Annotated in this window: 3 protein-coding genes; all 3 read left to right on the top strand. The window is 73.9% G+C overall.

Annotated elements, in window-relative coordinates:
- The first annotated feature begins 747 nt into the window (after positions 1-747).
- The 3 genes from ACLJQZ_RS03930 to ACLJQZ_RS03920 all read left to right on the top strand — a co-directional run bounded on the left by ACLJQZ_RS03930 (position 748) and on the right by ACLJQZ_RS03920 (position 20,222).
- The gene (locus tag ACLJQZ_RS03930) at positions 748-18,387 is read left to right on the top strand and encodes a non-ribosomal peptide synthase/polyketide synthase (protein WP_410618625.1); all 17,640 of its coding nucleotides are present in this window, start codon (positions 748-750) and stop codon (positions 18,385-18,387) included.
- A gap of 24 nt (positions 18,388-18,411) precedes the next feature.
- Entirely contained in the window at positions 18,412-18,612 is a 201-nt protein-coding gene (locus ACLJQZ_RS03925; RefSeq protein ID WP_247050600.1) for an MbtH family protein, read from the top strand.
- 254 nt (positions 18,613-18,866) lie between these two features.
- Positions 18,867-20,222: a serine hydrolase domain-containing protein gene (locus ACLJQZ_RS03920; RefSeq protein ID WP_410618624.1), complete on the top strand. Its 1,356-nt coding sequence runs from the start codon at positions 18,867-18,869 to the stop codon at positions 20,220-20,222.
- The last annotated feature ends 6 nt before the right edge of the window (positions 20,223-20,228 follow it).

Here is a 20,228-nt window from a genome sequence, read left to right as displayed (position 1 = left end):
GTTGGAAAATCACCAGGAAAGTCGAAGATTCCCTATTGATCAAGGTAATCTCCCGCTATGTGAGATTTCGTCGTCCGGTTGGCCATTTGTCGGATTCTCTTCCCGGCTCTGGATCTGCTTTCTGTGATCTTTGTCGCCGCATCCGCGTTACACGCCAACCGGGTGATCCCGGAAGGTAGAACAGCGCGGCTCTATTCGCGTTGGCAAGTTGCGGATAGTCGCAGGTCGACAGGCTTTCGGGACGTTAAACCCGTCATTGGTGGTATAGATTCGGCAGAAGGGTGAAGCGGTCGTCGTGATGTGACGTCCGTTGAGTGACGGACTTCCTGCGCTTTTCTTGAAATCTGCGCCGATGCTCCGTTTGGCGGTACGAGGCTGATCTCGACTGGGTAACGTGAATGGGGAATCCGGCTATTGGGGGATCACGGAACGCTGGATCGACCTACTTTTCGTTCGGGTGAGCCGGCTCGCCCGGCATCAGAACGTGTTCCGAAGTTTGCTGCTGTACCGTTGAGGTGAGAAAGGATCTTCCGCATGTGTTCGCGATCAACACTGCTCTGCGTCGCCCCGCTTTATTGACAGGGTGGCAAAAACTCTTCGGCGCTGGTAGACGCGGTTCGCCGCGCTCTGGGCAAGTGGCCCACGCAGGCCGATACCACATCGGGAAATCTCGATAAACCCGACTTTCGTATTTTCTTTCGCCCGGCTTGTCGGGCGCTGATGCCATCGTGCTCGAAAGGTTCTGGAATGCCGTTATCTGACGTCCCGGTCGTCGCGACCGGGGCGGCGTCCGTCAGCGAGCCGACGCCCGCGCACCTCGCCGAACTGTTCCAGGCGCAAGCCGCTCGCACTCCTCTCGAACCGGCTTTGACCGGCGCGGACGGGACGCTGACCTACGCGGATGTGAACGTCCGGGCGAACCGGCTGGCACGGGTGCTCATCGAGCGCGGCGCCGGGCCGGAACGGATCGTCGCGCTCGCGCTGCCGCGGTCGGCCGATCTCGTGGTCGCGCAGCTGGCGACGGCCAAAGCCGGGGCGGCTTTCCTGCCGATCGATCCCGGCCACCCCGCCGAGCGGATCGCTTTCATGCTCGCCGACGCCCGGCCGGTGCTCGTCGTGACCCGCTCGACGGCCGATCCGGCCGCCGCCGAGCCCGCCGAGTCCGCCGACTCCATGGCCACGGTCGCTCTCGACGAGCCCGGACTGCTCGACGGCCGGTCCGGCGACGACCCCACGGACGCGGACCGGACGCGCCCGCTGCGCGTCACCCACCCCGCGTACCTGATCTACACCTCCGGCTCGACCGGCGTACCCAAGGGCGTGCTCGTCACCCACCGCGGCCTGGCCGGCTTCTTCGCCGCGATGCGGGACCGGTACGACGTGCGGCCCGGCGACCGGGTCCTGGAGTTCTCCTCGCCCAGCTTCGACGCCTCGATCCTGGAGCTCGGCATGGCGCTGCCCTCGGGGGCAGCGCTGGTCGTCCCGCCCGCGGGCCCGCTGCTGGGCGACCGGCTCGCCGAGGTCCTCGCCGCGCACCGCGTGACCCACGCCCTGATCCCGCCGGTCGCGCTGGCGACGTTGTCGCCCGCGCACGCCGCGGCCCTGCCCGACTTCCGCACGGTGATCGTCGGCGGTGACGCCTGCCCGCCCGAACTGGTCCGGACCTGGGCGCCCGGCCGCCGGATGATCAACTCCTACGGTCCCACCGAGTCCACCGTCGTGGCCACCTGGAGCGACCCGCTCGTGCCCGGGGGAACGCCGCCGATCGGCCGGCCGCTGCCGGACACCACGGTGTACGTCCTCGACGAGTCGCTGCGCCCGGCCACCACCGGTGAACTCCACCTCGCCGGGCCGAGCCTGGCCCGCGGCTACCTCGACCGGCCGGGACTGACCGCGAGCCGGTTCGTGGCCGACCCCTTCGGCGCACCGGGCACCCGGATGTACCGCACCGGTGACGTCGTGCGCCGCACCGCGTCGGGCGAGCTCGAGTTCGTCGGGCGGACCGATCACCAGGTCAAGATCCGGGGCTTCCGGATCGAGCCCGGCGAGATCGAAGCGCTGCTGCTGAGCCGCCCGGACGTCCGCGAAGCGGTCGTCGTCGCCCGGGAAGACCAGCCTGGCGTCAAACGGCTGGTCGCCTACGTCGTCGGGGACGCCGATCCGGCGGCGCTGCGGACGGCCGTGGCCGACCGGCTCCCGCCGTACCTGGTCCCGGCCGCTTTCGTGCCACTCGACCGGATGCCCCTGACCGGGCACGGCAAGCTCGACCGCGACGCCCTGCCGGAGCCCGACTGGGCGGCGCAGGTGCGCGCGACCCACACCCCGCCGCGGACGGCGGCCGAGCGGATTCTGGCCGAGATCTGGGCCGACCTGCTCGGGGTGCCCGACATCGGGGTGGACGCGGACTTCTTCGAACTCGGCGGGGACTCGATCCTCGGCGCGCGGGCCCTGGCCCGGATCCGTGCCCGCTTCGGCGCGGACCTGTCACCGCGGGTGGTGTTCGACGCCCGGACCATCGCGAAGCTCGCCGCGCTCCTGCCCGACGGCGACCGGCCGGCGAGCGGCCGGATCGAGTACGTGACACACGAAGACGTCGTGCCGATTTCGCCGGTCCAGCGCCGGCTGTGGCTGCTCGACGAGCAGAACCCGGGCAGCACCGAGTACAACGCCGGTGTCGGGCTCACCCTGTCCGGTCCGCTGGATCGCGAAGCCCTGCGGACCGCGTTGGCCGGCCTGGTCGCGCGGCACGAGGCGCTGCGGACGACCTTCCGCACCGTCGACGGGCACGGCTTCCAGGTGGTCGCCGAGACCGCCACGATCCCCTGGCGGGAGGTCGACGCCGGCGCCGACCTGGACGCGCTGCTCGCGGCCGAGCTGGACCGCCCGTTCGACCTGGGTCGTGGACCGCTCACCCGGGCCACGCTGATCCGTCTCGGTCCCGGCGAGCACCTCCTTCTCCTGTGCCAGCACCACATCGTCACCGACGGCTGGTCGGTCGGCCTGCTCGTCGACGAGCTCGCCGCGCTGTACGCGGGGGAGGAGCTCGCTCCGGCGCCGATCGGGTACCGCGACTACTCCCGGTGGCACCACGAGCGCCTGGCCGGTCCGCTGCGCGAGCGGCAGCTGACGTACTGGCGGGAGCGGCTGGCCGGGCTGGAGCCCTTGGAGCTGCCCACCGACCGGCCGCGTCCGCCCGTCCGCGAAACGCACGGCGCGATCCGCCGTTACCCGCTGCCGGACGGACTCGCCGCGCTCGGCCAGGACACCGGCGCCACCCTGTTCACGACGCTGACGGCGGTGGTCCAGCTGCTGCTGGCCCGCTACACCGGCCAGGACGACGTCGCCGTCGGCACCGCGGTCTCCGGCCGCGACCACGACCAGCTCGAGCGCCTCGCCGGGTTCTTCGTCAACACGCTCGTCCTGCGCTCCGCCGTCGACCCGGCCCAGTCGTTCGACGTCTTTCTCGGCCAGGTCAAGGAAACCGCGCTCGCGGCGTTCGCCGCCGGCGAGGTGCCCTTCGACCAGGTCGTCGACGACCTGCGGCCGGCCCGTGATCCGGGCCGCACGCCACTGGTGCAGGTCCTGCTCGTGCTCCAGCAGGACCTCGTCCGGCCCCGGGAGGCGGGCGCCCTGCGTCTGGGCGAGCACGATCTGCCCCGCCCCCGGGCCCGGTTCGACCTCGTGCTGGAGTTCCAGCCGCAGGGTCGCGGCGTCGCGATCGAGTACGACACGGCCCTGTTCGACGCCGCGACGATCGACCGCTTCGCCGGGCACCTGCGGGTGCTGGCCGAAGCCGTCGTCGCCGACCCGCACCGGCCGGTGGCCGAACTGTCCATGATGGACGACGCCGAACTGGCCCGGCTCGGCGACCTCGAGCGGGGCCCGGCGGTCCCGGTCCCCGCGCTCACCCTGCCCCGCCTGTTCGAGGCCCAGGTGACCCGGACGCCGGACGCGGTCGCCGTCGTCTGCGACGGCCGGCAGCTGACCTACCGGGAACTCGACGACCAGGCCAACCAGCTGGCCCGGGTCCTGCTCGACCGGGGCGCCGGGCCCGAGCGGCTCGTCGCCGTCTCGCTGCCGCGCACGGAACGGATCCTGGTGGCGCTGCTCGGCGTCCTCAAGTCCGGCGCCGCGTACCTGCCGGTCGACCCGGCCTACCCGGCCGACCGGATCGCGCTGATCCTCGACGACGCCGCCCCGGTCCTGCTGCTGACGGCCGACGGCGAGGGACCCGGGCCCGCGCTGGCGTTCGACGACCCCGGCCTGCTCGCCGGCCGGTCGACGGCGCCGGTCGGCGGCGGGCCCGACCCCGCCAACCCGGCCTACGTGATTCACACGTCCGGCTCGACCGGCCGCCCCAAGGGTGTAGTGATCGCCCACCGCAGCGCGGCGAACCTGATGGCGTGGGCGGCCGCCGACTTCGGCGCCGTCCTGCGGCCCGGGTCGACCGTCGTCGCGTCGACGTCGCTCAACTTCGACGTCTCGGTGTTCGAGATCTTCGCGCCGCTGATGGCGGGCGCCACCGTCGAGATCGTCCGGGACGTGCTGGCCCTCGGCGAGCAGGCTGACGCCGGCCGGGAAGTCGGCCTGGTGAGCGGCGTGCCGTCCGCGTTCGCGCAGCTCCTGTCTCAGGGCGCCGTTTCGGTGCGGCCCTCGACGGTGGTCCTGGCCGGTGAAGCCCTGACGCTGCACGCGCTGCGGGACATCCGGAAAGCCTTGCCGGACAGCCGGATCGCGAACATCTACGGGCCCACCGAGTCCACCGTGTACGCGACCGCGTGGTACCACGACACCGACCGCACGCCGCCGATCGGCCGCCCGGTCGCCGGGATCCACGCCTACGTGCTCGACGCCGGGCTGCGGCGCGTGCCCGTCGGCGTCCCGGGGGAGCTGCACCTCGGCGGCGCGGGTGTCGCCCGCGGTTACCTCGGCCGGCCGGGCCTGACCGCCGGCCGGTTCGTCGCCGATCCCTTCGCCGCCCCGGGTGCCCGGATGTACCGGACCGGCGACGTCGTGCGCTGGACCGCGCGAGGCGAGCTGGAATACCTGGGTCGCGCGGACGACCAGGTCAAGATCCGCGGTTTCCGGATCGAGCCGGGCGAAGTGGAGGCCGCGCTGCGGCAGCACCCGGACGTCGCCGAGGCGGTCGTGGTCGCGCGCAAGGACGCCGGGCACCAGCGGCTGGTCGCCTACCTGGTGCTCGGCGGTTCGGTCACCCCCGCGCAGCTGCGGGAGTTCCTCGCCGGCTCGCTGCCCGCGCACCTGGTGCCCGCGGCGTTCGTGCCGCTCGACCGGCTGCCGCTCAACCCCAGCGGCAAGCTCGACCGGCGCGCCCTGCCCGCCCCCGACTGGGCGGGCACCACCACCCGCGTGGCGCCGCGGACCCCGGCCGAACGCCTGCTCGCCGGGATCTGGGCCGAAGCGCTCGGGCTGCCCGAGGTCGGCGTCGAGGACAACTTCTTCGAGCTGGGCGGCGACTCGATCCTCAGCATCCGGCTCGTGTCCGAGGCCGCGAAAGCCGGCCTGAAGATCACCACCCGCGACGTCTTCCGGCACCAGACGATCGCCGCGCTCGCCGCGGCCGCCGGCACGTCGGCCCCGGCCGTGGCACGACAAGCGGCGACCGGGGCGGTGACGCCGACCCCGATCCAGCGCTGGTTCCTCGACGGCGACCCGGCCGATCCGGACCAATTCGCGCAGGAGCTGAGCGTCCGGCTCGCCGACGACGTCGACGAGGCACGGCTGCGGGCCGCGGTGAACACCGTGGCCGGGCACCACGACGCCCTGCGGCTGCGGTTCCGCCGCACCGAGGCCGGCTGGACGCAAGCCCACGCCGAACCGGGCGACACCGACGTCTTCGGCGCGACGATCGACCTCGAGCACGGCCCGCTGCTGCGCGCGGACCTGACCGGGACGACGTTGCGCCTGGCCGTGCACCACCTGGTCGTGGACGGCGTGTCCTGGCGGATCCTCCTGGAGGACCTCGACCACGCCTACCACGGCCGCGAGCTGAGCCCCAGGACGACGTCCTTCCAGGACTGGTCGGCCCGGCTCGCCGCGCACTCCTTCGACGAGGACCTCGACCACTGGCGCGCCGTCGACGGCGCCCAGATCCCCCTCGACGCCGACGGCGTCGACACCGTGGCCGGCACCCGGACCGTCACGACCCGCCTGGACGCCGAGCTGACCCGCACACTGCTGCAGGACGTCCCGGGCGTCTACCGGACCCAGGTCAACGACGTCCTGCTGGCCGCGCTCGGCCGCGCCCTGGGCCGGTGGACCGGCACCGAGCGGGTCCTGCTCGACCTCGAAGGCCACGGCCGCGAAGAGCTGTTCGACGACGTCGACCTGTCCCGCACGGTCGGCTGGTTCACGTCCCTGTTCCCGGTCGCGCTCGACGTGCCCGGCGGCGACTGGGGCGAAGCCCTGAAACGGACCAAGGAACAGCTGCGCGCGATCCCGGCTCGCGGCCTGTCCTACGGCGCCCTGCGCTACCTGACCGGCACCGCTCCCGAGGTGACGCCCCGGCTCAGCTTCAACTACCTCGGCCGCTTCGAGGTGGCCGGCGACCTCTATCGGGGCCTCGAACGGGACCTCGAACTGTCGCAGAGTCCCGACGCGATCCGCGCGCACGCCGTCGACGTCGTCGCCCGCGTCACCGACGGCTGCCTGGAGATCACCTGGTTCTACTCCGACCGGCTGCACCGCGAAGCCACCATCGGCGCGGTCGCCGACGACCTCGTGCACGGCCTGGCGGAGATCGCCGCCCACTGCGCCGACCCGGCCGCCGGCGGCCGCACGCCGTCGGACTTCCCGCTGGCGCACCTGGATCAAGCCGGCGTGGACACGATCGCCGGCGACGGCCGCGATGTCGAAGACGTCTACCCGCTCACCCCGGCCCAGACCGGCATGCTCTTCCACGGCCTCACCGGCGACGCCCGCTCCGCCTACCTCCAGCAGATCGCGTTCGTGCTGACCGGCGTCCCCGACCCGGCCGCCCTCGCCCGGGCGTGGCAGCACGTCGTGGACCGGACCCCGGTGCTGCGCAGCCGGGTCGTCTGGGACGGCGTCGACGAGCCCGTGCAGGTCGTCCACCGCCACGTCACCCTGCCCGTCGAGCACCGCGACTGGACGACCGAGCCCGAGGACCTGGACGCCGTGCTGGCCGCCGACCGCGCCGCCGGGCTCGACCTGACCGCGGTACCGCTGACGCGGCTGCTCATCGCCCGCCTCTCGGCGACCGAGGTCCGGGTCGTCTGGACGTTCCACCACCTGCTGCTGGACGGCTGGAGCCTGTTCCAGGTGCTCTCCGACGTCTCGGCGGCGCACGCCGGCCGGGCGCTGCCCACCCGGCGCCCGTTCCGCGACCACGTCCGCTGGCTCTCCGAGCAGGACCGGCCCGCCGCGGAAACGTACTGGCGCGAGCAGCTTTCCGGGCGTCCCGAGCCCGTCCGGCTGCGGCCCGACCGCACGCCCGAGCGGCACACCGTCGAGTCGACGGCCTCGCTGCGGGCCGCCGTGCCGGCCGGACCGCTGCGCGCCGCCGCGCAACGCCACGGCCTGACCCTGAACACCCTCGTCCAGGGCGCCTGGGCCGTGGTGCTGGCCCGCTACGGCGGCCGGCCGGAGGTCTGCTTCGGCACCACGGTCGCCGGGCGGCCCGCCGGACTGCCGGGAGCCGACGAGATCACCGGCATGTTCATCACCACACTGCCGCTGGTCACCGACGTCGACGACCGTGCCCGGGTGTGCGACTGGCTCCGGGACCTGCAAGCCGCGCAGGCCGACGCCCGGCGGTTCGAGTACGCGCCGCCGGTGACCCCGTTCGACACGCTCCTGGTCTTCGAGAACTACCCGGTCACCGACGGGCTCGGGCTGCGCGAGCTGCGCGGCGTCGAGAGCACCAACTACCCGCTCAGCGTCGTCGCCTACCCCGGCGAGGAACGCCTGGACCTGGCCTTCGGCTACGACCCGGCGCTGTTCGACGCCGAGACGGTCGCCGGGTTCGCCGGGCACCTGCGCACTTTGCTCACCGAGCTGGCGGCCGGCCTGGACAAGCGCGTCGCCGACCTGCGGATGCTCACCGACGCCGAGCGGTACGACGTCCTGGTCCGGTGGAACGACACCGCGCACGACCTCCCGGCCGCGACCGTGCCGGAGTTGTTCGCCGAGCAGGTCCGGCGCCACCCCGATGCGGTCGCCGTCACCGGCGGCGAAACCCTGACCTACGCGGAACTCGACGTCCGCGCCAACCGGCTGGCCCACCGGCTGATCGCGCTCGGCACCGGCCGGGACGACCTGGTCGCGCTGCTGCTGCGCCGGTCGGCGGACGTCGTCGTCGCCCAGCTCGCGGTGCTCAAGGCCGGCGGCGCGTACCTGCCGCTGGACGCCCGCGCGCCCCGCGAGCGGCTGACGGCGCTGCTCGACGGTGTGCGGGTACTGGTGACCGACGACGCGAGCCGGACCATCCACAGTGGACCGACCGTGCTGGTCGGCGAGCCCGTCGACACGCCGGCGGAGGCGCCGGATGTGCTGCTGCGCCCGGAAAACCTGGCCTACGTGATGTACACGTCGGGGTCGACGGGCACACCGAAGGGGGTGGCGGTGACCCACCGGGACATCGTCGGGCTGGCCCTGGACCGGTGCTTCGCCGGACCGGCGCACCGGTCCGTGCTGATGCATTCCCCGCAGGCGTTCGACGCGTCGACGTACGAGGTGTGGGTGCCGTTGCTCAGCGGCGGCCAGGTGGTCGTCGCGCCGCGGGGCGGCATCGACGCCCGGGTGCTGCGTCGCGTGGTCGACGCGCACGGGGTGCGCGCGCTGTTCCTGACGTCGGGGTTGTTCCGGGTGCTGGCCCAGGAGGATCCCGCTTGCCTGCAGGGGGTTCGCGAGGTGTGGACCGGCGGCGACGTGGTTCCCCCCGCCGCGGTGCGCCAGGTGCTGGCGGCGTGCCCCGGCCTGGCCGTGGTGGACGTCTACGGGCCGACCGAGACGACGACCTTCGCGAGTCACCTCGTCCTGCCGCCGGGCGAGCCGGTGCCGGACGTGCTGCCGATCGGCCGGCCGCAGGACAACATGGCGGCCTACGTGCTCGACGCCGGGCTGCGGCCGGTCCCGCCGGGCGTCGTCGGCGAGCTGTACCTCGCCGGCACCGGGCTGGCCCGCGGCTACCTGGGCCGGCCGGCCCTGACGGCGGAACGGTTCCTGGCCGACCCCTTCGGCGCGCCGGGGACCCGGATGTACCGCACCGGCGACCTCGTCCGCTGGTCCCGCGCCGGAGTGCTGGAGTTCGCCGGCCGCGCCGACGACCAGGTGAAGATCCGCGGCTTCCGGATCGAGCTGGGGGAGATCGAGACCGCGCTCACCGCGCACCCGGACGTCACCGAAGCCGTCGTCGTCGCGGTGGAGAGCGCCGGGACCAAGCGGCTCGTCGCCTACGTCGTCACGACCGGGACGCCGGACCTGCGCGCGTTCCTGCTCCGGTCCCTGCCGGACTACCTCGTCCCCTCGCTCTACGTCCCGCTGGAAGCGTTGCCGCTCAACGACAACGGGAAGGTGGACCGGCGGGCGCTGCCGGCGCCGGATCGTGCGCCGGAGCGGGCGTACCGCGAGCCGGACACGGCGGCCGAGCGGCTGCTGGCCGGCATCTGGGCCGAAGTCCTGCGGCTGGACCGCGTCGGCGCCGACGACAACTTCTTCGAACTCGGCGGCGACTCCATCCTGAGCATCCAGGTCGTCTCCCGGGCCCGCCGGGCCGGGCTGGACCTCATGCCGGGCCAGGTGTTCGACCACCCGACCGTCGCCGCGCTCGCCCTCGTCGCGAGCACCGCCCCCGCCGCCGTCACCCTCGACGAGGGACCGGTGACCGGCGAAGCACCGCTGACGCCGGTCCAGCGCTGGTACCTCGACCCGAAGCCGGTGCACCCCGAGCAGTTCGTCCAGTCCGTCTCGATCGAACTGCCCGCCGTCGACCCCGTGGCGCTGCGCCGCGCCCTGCGGGAACTCCAGCTGCACCACGACGCTCTGCGGCTGCGGTTCACCGGCAGTGGCCAGCACCACGCGTCCGAGGCCGTCGACGTTCTCGGTGCCACCATCGACCTCGAACGAGGACCGCTGCTGCGGGCCGACCTCACCGGCACCACGCTGACGCTCGCCGCGCACCACCTGGTCGTCGACGGCGTCTCGTGGCGCATCCTCCTGGAGGACCTGGAAACCCTCCTCGCCGGTGGTGAGCTCGCCGCCCGCACGACGTCCTTCCGCGACTGGGCCCGCACCTTGGCCGAGCACACCGCCGCGGGCGGTTTCGACGACGAACTCGCCCACTGGGCGGCCACCGGCGCCGACCCGGCCCTGCCGGTCGACGCCACGGGCGCCAACACCTACGGGTCCGCCCGGTCGGTGACCGTGCGGCTGCCCGCCGAGGCGACCCGGGCGGTGCTCCACGACGTCCCGGGTGCGTACCGGACCCAGGTCAACGACGTCCTGCTGACCGCGCTCGGCCGGGTTCTCGCGGACTGGACGGGCCGCGACCGCGTCCTGGTCGACCTCGAAGGGCACGGGCGTGAAGACCTGTTCCCCGGGGTCTACCTCTCCCGCACGGTCGGCTGGTTCACCTCGATCTTCCCGGTCGCGCTCAGCGTGCCCGGCGGCGACTGGGGCGACGCGCTGAAGCAGACCAAGGAACAGCTGCGCGCGGTGCCCCGCCGGGGGGTCGGCTACGGCGCCCTGCGCTACCTCGCCGGCACCGCCCCGCACGTCGAACCCGGGATCAGCTTCAACTACCTGGGCCGGTTCGACCACGGCGGCGGCCTCGACGGCGCGGCTCACCCCGGACAGACCCGCGGGCACCTGCTCGACGTCGTCGGCGCGGTCGTCGGCGACCGCCTCGAACTGACCTGGCACTACTCGGACCAGGTGCACACCGAGGACACCGTCCGCCGGCTGGCCGACGCGCTGCTCGCCGCGCTCACCGGGATCGTCGGGCACTGCGCCCGTCCGGACGCCGGCGGCCGTACGCCGTCGGACTTCCCGCTGGCCCGGCTCGACCAGTCCGCCGTGGACCGGCTCGCCGGGACCGGTGCCGCGGTCGAGGACATCTACCCGCTGACCCCGATGCAGTCGGGCATGGTGTTCCACAGCCTCGTCGACGGCGCGGCCGGGACCTACCTCAACCAGGTGCGGTTGCGGCTGTCCGGCGTCACCGACCCCGAACGCCTGGCGCAGGCCTGGCACGACGTCGTGGCGGCCACGCCGGTGCTGCGCAGCCGCGTCGTCTGGGACGGCCTCGACGAGCCCGTGCAGGTCGTCGAGCGGTCCGCGCCGGTGCCGGTCGTCCAGCTCGACTGGACGACGCTGGACGAGCGGGAGCGCGCGAGCGAGCTGGCGCGGTTCCTCGACGCGGACCGGGCACTGGGCTTCGACCTGGCCGCGGCGCCCCTGCTGCGGCTGGCGTTCGCCCGGCTGCCCGGCGGGGACGTCCTCATGCTGTGGACGTTCCACCACGTGCTGCTCGACGGCTGGAGCGCCGCGCAGGTGTTCGGCGAGGTCTGCGCCCGGTACGCCGGCGACACCGTTCCGGGGCACCGGCCGCCGTTCCGCGATTACCTGCGCTGGCTCGGCGAGCAGGACACCACCGCCGCCGAACAGCACTGGAGCACCGAGCTGGCCGGCGTGCGGACACCGACGCCGCTGCCGTACGACCGCCGCCCGCGGGAGGCGCACCGCGCCCGGTCCGCCGCGTCGATCCGGGTGTCGGCGCCGATCGACGGGCTGCGGGAGCTGGCCCGGCACGCCGGGCTGACCCTCAACACGATCGTGCAGGGCGCGTGGGGACTCGTGCTGGCCCGCCACAGCGGCGAAGCCGACGTCGTCTTCGGCACCACCGTCTCCGGGCGCCCCGCCGACCTGCCGGGCGTGGAGTCGATGGTCGGCCTGTTCATCAACACCCTGCCCAGCCGGATCACCGTCCACGAAGGACAGCCGGTCGCCGCGTGGCTGCGGGACCTGCAAGCCGCCCAGGCACGCTCGCGCCGGTTCGACTTCGTGTCACTGGCCCGGATGGGCGCCTCGCTGTTCGACAGCATCCTCGTGTTCGAGAACTACCCCTTCGACGCCGACGCCATCGCGGCGTACGGGATCGGCCTGCACGAGGAAGGCGACCTGCAGCCGACCAACTACCCGCTCAGCGTGGTCGTCACGCCGGGCGAGCGGCTGGACGTGTCCTTCGACCACGACCCCGACCTGTTCGACGCGGCCACCATCGAGCGGCTGGCCGGGCACCTGCTCCTCGTCCTGGACCGCATCGCCGCCGGTCCCGGCCGCGCGGTCGCCGAACTCGACCTGCTGACCGAGGACGACCGCGAAAGCGTGCTGCGGACGTTCAACACCACCGCCCACCCGGTCGCCCCGGCGACGGTGGTGAGCCGGTTCGCCGACCAGGTCCGCCGGACGCCGGACGCCCCCGCGCTCGGGCCGCTGTCCTACGGTGAGCTGGAGACGCGCGCCAACCGGCTCGCGCACCGGCTGATCGCGCTCGGCGTCGGCGTCGAAGACCGCGTCGGGCTGCTGCTGGAGCGGTCGGCCGACCTGGTCGTCGCCGAACTGGCCGTGCTCAAGGCCGGTGCCGCGTACGTCCCGGTCGACCTGCGCGCGCCGGCCGCCCGGATGCGGCTGATGCTGGCCGAAGCGGACGTCTCCGTGGTCGTCGCCGACCAGTCCCGTTCGGACGTCCACAGTGGACCCACGGTGCTGGTCGGCGAACCCCTCGACGGGCCGGAGACCACGCCGGAAGTGCCGGTGCGGCCGGAAAACCTGGCGTACGTGATGTACACGTCCGGGTCGACGGGGACGCCGAAGGGTGTGGCGGTGACCCACCGCGACGTCGTCGGCCTGGCGTCGGACCGGTCCTTCGCGGGCGAGGCGCACCGGACCGTGCTGCTGCACTCGCCGCAGGCGTTCGACGCCTCGACGTACGAGGTGTGGGTGCCGCTGCTGGGCGGCGGCCGCGTGGTCGTCGCGCCGCCGGGAGACCTCGACCCCGAGGTGCTTCGCGGTCTTGTCACCGAGCACGGGGTGAGCGCGCTGTGGCTGACCGCGGGCCTGTTCCGCCTGCTGGCGCAGGAGGATCCCGCGTGCCTGCGCGGGGTCCGGGAGGTGTGGACCGGCGGCGACGTCGTCCCCGCGACCGCCGTCCGCCAGGTGCGCGACGCGTGCCCGGGCCTGACCGTCGTCGACGGTTACGGCCCCACCGAGACCACGACCTTCGCCAGCCGCTGCGTCCTGCCGCCGGACGAGCCGGTGCCCGACGTGGTGCCGATCGGCGGTCCCCTCGACAACATGGCCGCCTACGTCCTCGACGCCAGGCTGCGGCCGGTCCCGCCGGGGGTGGCGGGGGAGCTGTTCGTCGCCGGCACCGGCGTCGCGCGCGGCTACCTCGGCCGGCCCGGGCTCACGGCGGAACGGTTCGTCGCGAACCCGTTCGGCGCGCCGGGGGCGCGGATGTACCGCACCGGCGACGTCGCCGGATGGTCGGCCGGCGGGGTGCTGGAGTTCGTCGGCCGGGCCGACGACCAGGTCAAGATCCGCGGCTTCCGGATCGAGCTGGGCGAGATCGAGAACGCCCTGACCGCGCACCCCGGCGTCGCCGAAGCCGTCGTCGTCACCCGTGACAAGCGGATCGTCGCCTACGTCGTCACCGCTGCGGCCACCGCCGAGCTGCGTGCGTGGCTGCAGCGGGACCTGCCCGACTACATGGTGCCCTCGGCGTTCGTCACGCTCGACGCGCTTCCCTTGAGCCGCAACGGGAAGGTCGACCGGCAGGCGCTGCCGGAGCCGGCCGCCGAGCCGGTGGCCGGGTACCTGCCGCCCCGCACGGAGACCGAACGCGTCCTCGCCGGGGTCTGGGCCGACGTGCTCGGCGTGCCCGCCGTGGGGATCGAGGACAACTTCTTCGAGCTCGGCGGCGACTCGATCCTGAGCATCCAGGTCGTGTCCCGGGCGCGGCGTCACGGCCTCGCGCTCACCCCGCGGGACCTGTTCGCCCACCAGACCGTCGCGGCGCTGGCCGTCGCCGCGGGGACGGCCGCGGTGACCGTGGCCGAGCAGGGCCCGGTCAGCGGCGCCGTTGCCCTGACCCCGATCCAGCACTGGTTCTTCACCGGCGACTTCGGTGCCGCCGCGGACTTCACGCAGTCGGTCCGGGTCGAGCGGGCCGAACCGTTCGACGTCGAGCGCCTGCGCGCCGCGCTGGCCGCACTGGTCGAGCACCACGACGCGCTGCGCATGCGGTTCACCGGCGACGGCCAGGTCAACGCCGCGGCCGAGCCGGCCGAGCTCCTCGGCGCCGTCATCGACGTCGCCGCCGGGCCGCTGCTCACCGCCGAACTGCTCGAACCGGCCGTGCTGCGGCTGACCGTCGACCACCTGGTCGTCGACGGCGTTTCGTGGCGGATCCTCCTGGAGGACCTGGAAACGGCCTACGAGCGGCGCCCGCTCCCGCCGAAGACGACGTCGTTCCGCGACTGGGCCAACCGGCTCGCCGCCCGGGCCGAAGCCGGCGGCTTCGACGACGAACTGCCGTACTGGCGCACCGCTCTCGACGTCGAGGCAGGCCTGCCGGTCGACGGCGCGGCCGCAGACGGCACCACCGAAACGGTCACCGCGCGCCTGGACGCCGAGCTGACCCGGGCCCTGCTGCAGGACGTCCCCGGCACCTACCGGACGCAGGTCAACGACGTCCTGCTGGCCGCGCTCGGCCGGGTCCTGGCCCGCTGGACCCGGCGCGACCACGTGGTGATCGACCTGGAGGGGCACGGCCGCGAGGACCTGTTCGACGACGTCGACCTGTCCCGCACGGTCGGCTGGTTCACCTCGATGTATCCGGTCGCGCTGCGGATCGACGACGACTGGGCCGCCCTGCTCAAGTCGGTGAAGGAGCAGCTGCGCGCGGTGCCCCGCCGGGGCGTGGGCTACGGCGCGCTGCGGTACCTGACCGGGACCGCGCCCGCGGCCGACGCCGAGATCGGCTTCAACTACCTGGGCCGCTTCGAAGGCGCGGCGGGCAGCCTGGACTCCGCCGCCGGCGCCGGCGCGGGCCGGGCGCACCTGCTCGACGTCGTCGGCCGGGTGGAGGCCGACACCCTGGAGCTGACCTGGTACTACTCGCCCGGGGTGCACACCGCCGAGACGGTCGGGCGGCTGGCCGCCGACCTGGTGGCCGCGCTCGGCGAAGCCGTCGCGCACTGCGCCGGGCCCGGGGCGGGCGGCCGGACGCCGTCCGACTTCCCCCTCGCCGGGCTGGACCAGGGCCACGTCGACCGGATCGCCGGCGACGGCCGCACCGTCGCCGACATCCACCCGCTGACCCCGATGCAGGCCGGCATGGTCTTCCACGGCCTTTCCCAGCAGGCGCAAGGCGTCTACTTCGAACAGGTCACCGCCGTCCTCGACGGCGTCGCCGACCCGCACGCGCTGGCCGCGGCCTGGCAGCACGTGGTCGACCGGACGCCGGTCCTGCGCGGCCGCGTCGTCTGGGAGGACGTCGCCGACCCGCTGCTCGTGGTGCACCGCGACGTGCGCCTGCCGGTCACCGAACTCGACTGGCGGGACCTCGACACCGGCGAGGCCCTGCGCGACCTGCTCGCCCGCGACCGCGCCGAGCCGTTCGACCTGGCTGAGGCACCGCTGCTGCGGGTCACCCTGGCCCGGCTGCCCGGCGACGCCGTCCAGCTCCTCTGGACGTTCCACCACGTCCTGCTGGACGGCTGGAGCGTCTTCCAGGTGCTGTCCGACGTCTGCGCCGCGTACGCCGCCCTGCGCGACGGCGCCGCGCCGGTCCTGCCGAACCGGCGGCCGTTCGCCGACTACGTGACGTGGCTGGGCGCACAGGGCCAGGCCGGCGCGGAGGAGTACTGGCGCCGCGAACTCGGCGATGTCACCGAACCGACGCCGTTGCCCTACGACCGGGTTCCGGCCGTCGCCCACGAGGCCAGTTCGTCGGTGTGGGTCGGCCGGGACCTCGACGAGGACCGGACCGCCCGGCTCGCCGCGTTCGCCCGGCGGGAACGGCTCACCGTCAACGCGATCGTGCAGGGCGCGTGGGCGCTGCTGCTGTCCCGCCACAGCGGCCAGGACGACGTCTGCTTCGGCGCGACCGTGTCCGGCCGCCCGGCCGGGCTGGCCGGCGTCGACGACATCACCGGCATCTTCATCAACACCCTGCCGGTGCGGGTCTCGGTGGACCCGGCCGCCCCGGCCGCGGGCTGGCTGCGCGACCTGCAGGCCGCGCAGGCCGAGTCGCGCCGCTTCGAGCACGTCCCGCTGACCGCGGTGCAGGGCTGGAGCGGCGTCGAGGGCGGGCAGAACCTGTTCGACAGCATCGTGGTGTTCGAGAACTACCCGGTGACCGCCGACGATGTCGCCAGTCATGGCGTGCGCCTGCGGGACCTCGACGCGCGGGAGACGACCAGCTATCCGCTGAGCGTCGTGGCCTCGCCGGGCCCGCGGCTGTCGCTCGGCCTCGGCTACGACCCGGCGCTGTTCGACCCGGCGACGATCGAGCGGCTGGTGGGGCAGCTCGAGCACGTGCTGAACGCGCTGGCCGACGAGCCGGACCGTCCATTGGGGACACTCGACGTCCTGACCGCGGCCGAACGCGACGAGATCCTGGTGGCGTTCAACAACACCCGCCACGACGTCGGGCCGGTGACCCTGACCGACCTGATCGAGGCACAGGCGGCCCGGACCCCGGACGCCGTCGCGGTGCTCGCCGGCAATGAGAGCCTGACCTTCGCCGAACTCGACGCCCGGGCGAACCGGCTGGCGCGGGCGCTGGCCGCGCGCGGCGCCGGGCCGGAGCGGATCGTCGCGCTCGCCCTGCCGCGCTCGGTGGCGATCGTCGTCGCGCAGCTGGCCGTGCTCAAGACCGGCGCCGCCTACCTGCCGATCGACCCGGACTACCCAGCCGAGCGGATCGCGTTCATGATCGAAGACGCGGCCCCGGTCGTCGTGGTGACCCCCGCCGAGCTGGCCACCCTCGACGGTGCGGACGCCTCGGCCGAGCCGCTCGCCCGGACCGCGGCGCTCGACGCGCCGGCGTACGTGATCTACACGTCCGGCTCGACCGGCACCCCGAAGGGCGTCGTGGTCACGCACGCCGGCCTGGCGAGCTTCTCCGGCGCCGAGATCGACCACTTCGACGTCCGGCCGGGCGACCGGGTGCTGCAGTTCTCCTCGCCCAGCTTCGACGCCTCGGTGCTGGAACTGGGCATGGCGCTGCCGGCGGGCGCCGCGCTGGTCGTGCCGCCGCCGGGCCCGCTGCTCGGCGAGCAGCTCGCCGACGTGCTGCGGGACCAGGGCGTCACCCACGCCCTGATCCCGCCGGTGGCGATGGCGAGCGTCCCCGACGTGGCGCTGCCCGCGTTCCGGACGCTGGTGGTCGGCGGTGACGCCTGCACGGCCGATCTCGTCACCCGCTGGGCGCCGGGCCGCCGGATGATCAACGCCTACGGCCCCACGGAGATCACCGTGGTGGCCACCTGGAGCGATCCGCTGGAGCCGGGCCACACCCCGCCGATCGGCCGGCCGATCCGCAACGCCCGCGTCCACGTCCTCGACGCCGCGCTGCGCCCGGTGCCGATCGGGGCGCCGGGGGAGCTGTACGTCTCCGGTGCCGGCGTCGCCCGCGGCTACCTGAACCGGCCGGGGCTGACCGCGACGCGGTTCCTCGCCGATCCCTTCGGCGCGCCGGGCACCCGGATGTACCGCACCGGCGACCTGGTGCGGTGGCGGCCCGGCGGCACGCTCGAGTTCCTCGGCCGCGCCGACGACCAGGTCAAGATCCGCGGCTTCCGGATCGAGCCCGGCGAGATCGCGGCCGCCCTGCGGACCCACCCGGACGTCCGCGACGCCGCCGTCGTCGCGATCGACCAGCGGCTGGTCGCCTACGTCGTCGCGGGCTCGGTCGCCGGGCTGCGGGAGCACGTCGCCGCGACCCTGCCGGCGCACCTGGTGCCCGCCGCCTTCGTCCCGCTCGCCGCGCTTCCCTTGACCGCCAACGGAAAGCTCGACCGGCGAGCGTTGCCGGAGCCCGCGGCGCCGGAGGCGGGCGCGGCGTACGCGGCCCCGGAAACCGAGACCGAAGAGGTCCTGGCCGCGATCTGGGCCGAGGCGCTCGGCGTCGACCGGGTCGGCGTCGAGGACAACTTCTTCGCCCTCGGCGGGGATTCCGTGCGCAGCCTGCGGATCACGTCGATGACCAAGTCCGCCTTCGACGTCCAGCTCACCCCCAAGGACGTGCTCGCCGCCGGCACCGTGCTGGCGCTGGCCGAGCTCGTCGAAGAACGGGTCCTGCGGGACCTCGAACGGCTCGCCGCCGGCCAAGACCTCTGACAGACCCCGAGAAAGGAAACCGACATGCAGGACGACATCGAGTTCCAGGTGCTGGTCAACGACGAGGGCCAGTACTCGCTCTGGCCGCTGACCAACGAGGTGCCCGCGGGCTGGCGTGCGGACGGCTTCCGCGGCGGCCGCCAGGAGTGCATGGACCACGTCGACGAGGTGTGGACCGACATGCGCCCGCTGAGCCTGCAGCGCCAGATGGCCGCCGACGCCTAACCCGCCCCGCCGGGCCAACACACCGCCCGGGACGGCCAACACGGCGCCCGGAACGGCCAACACGGCGCCCGGAACGGCCAACACACCGCCTGGGGGCGGTGTTGCCGGCGAGTTGGCTGTTCCGGGCAGCGAGTTGGCTGTTCCGGGCAGCGAGTTGGCCGGAACGGACCGAGAAACCTGCCCCTCGCAGGCAGGCACCCTGCCTGCTCATGATCACCCGGCCCGCCCCAACCCACTCGGAAGGTTTCCCGCTAGTGCCCTCTCCTTCGACATCCACCCAGTCCCTCCACCACACCCCGGCTCAGGACGGCCCCGCCGCTCTCGGGGACGACCGCTTGTGGCGGCTGCTCGCGGGCCTGGCCCGCAAGCACCGGGTCCCCGCGGCCCAGCTGGCGGTCCACGACGGCGGCCGGACGCGCTCCGTCGCCGTCGGCGACGTCACCGCCGCCGCGAAGTTCCCGGTCGGCTCCATCACGAAGGCGTTCACCGCCGCGCTGGCGATGCTGCTCGTCGCCGACGGCGACCTGGACCCCGGTGACGCGCTCGGGGACCACCTCGCCGACCTCGGCCCCCAGGTCGGCAGACCGACGCTCGAGCAGGTCCTGAGCCACACCGGCGGTCTGCCCGCCGCGCTCGGCGCCGCGGAGAGCACCGGGTCGGCCCGCCGGTACCTGCGGGCGTGCCGCGACGCCGGGCTCGTCCAGCCGCCCGAGCTGGGCTTCTCCTACTCCAACGTCGGTTACGTGCTCACCGGCTACGTGGTCGAGGCCATCACCGGCATGAGCTGGTGGGAGGCGGTGGACACGCTCCTGCTGGAGGCGCTCGGGATCGTCCCGGCGTTCGTCGTCGAGCCGGGGGCCCGGCGCCGGGCCGACACCCACGTCAGCGGGCACGCGGTGCACGCCGTCACCGGGCGCGCCCGGCCGGTCGCGCAGACCCTGAGCGGCGTCGAGGCCGCCGCCGGCGCGCTCGCCCTGAGCGCGGAGGACCTCGTCGCGTTCGGCCGGATGTACTGCGGGGGCGAGAGCCCGCTGCCGGCGGACCTGCTCGACCTGATGCGGCGGCCGGTGCCGGGGGCCGAACCCTTCGGCCTGGCCGACGGCTGGGGTCTCGGCCTCGCCGCCTACCGGGGCGCCGACGCGGACTGGACCGGCCACGACGGCACCGCCGACGGCACCTCGTGCCACCTGCGGGTGGACCCCGGGCACGACCGCGTCGTCGCGCTCACCACCAACGCGGGCACCGGCTCGGCGCTGTGGGTCGACCTGGTCGCCGAACTGCGCGCCGCCGGGCTGCCGGTCGGCGACTACGAGCTGCCCGGCGACGGGAAGCGGGCCGTCCGCCCGCCGGCCGACCTGTCCGGCAGCTACACCAACGGCGACCTCGAGTACCACGTCGACGTGCGCGCCGACGGCGGCGCGGTCCTGGTCGTCGACGGCGAGGTCTACCCGGAGCTGGCGGTGCTCGACAACGGGGCGTTCTCGGTGCGGGAGCCCGGCACCGGCCGCCGGATCGTCGGGGGCCGCTTCCTGACCGATCCGGCCACCGGGACCGTCAGCGCCATGCAGGCCGGGGGCCGGGTCGCCCGCCGGCGCCGCAAGGCGTCCTGACCCGCC

Origin of the sequence: Amycolatopsis sp. cmx-8-4 (genome assembly GCF_046548675.1) — a bacterium.
Classification (GTDB): domain Bacteria; phylum Actinomycetota; class Actinomycetes; order Mycobacteriales; family Pseudonocardiaceae; genus Amycolatopsis.
This window is presented reverse-complemented; position numbering and strand designations above follow the sequence as displayed.

Coding starts and splice junctions, on each gene's coding strand:
- ACLJQZ_RS03930 (WP_410618625.1), top strand. CDS start 748: ATGCCGTTATCTGACGTCCCGGTCGTCGCGACCGGGGCGGCGTCCGTC.
- ACLJQZ_RS03925 (WP_247050600.1), top strand. CDS start 18,412: ATGCAGGACGACATCGAGTTCCAGGTGCTGGTCAACGACGAGGGCCAG.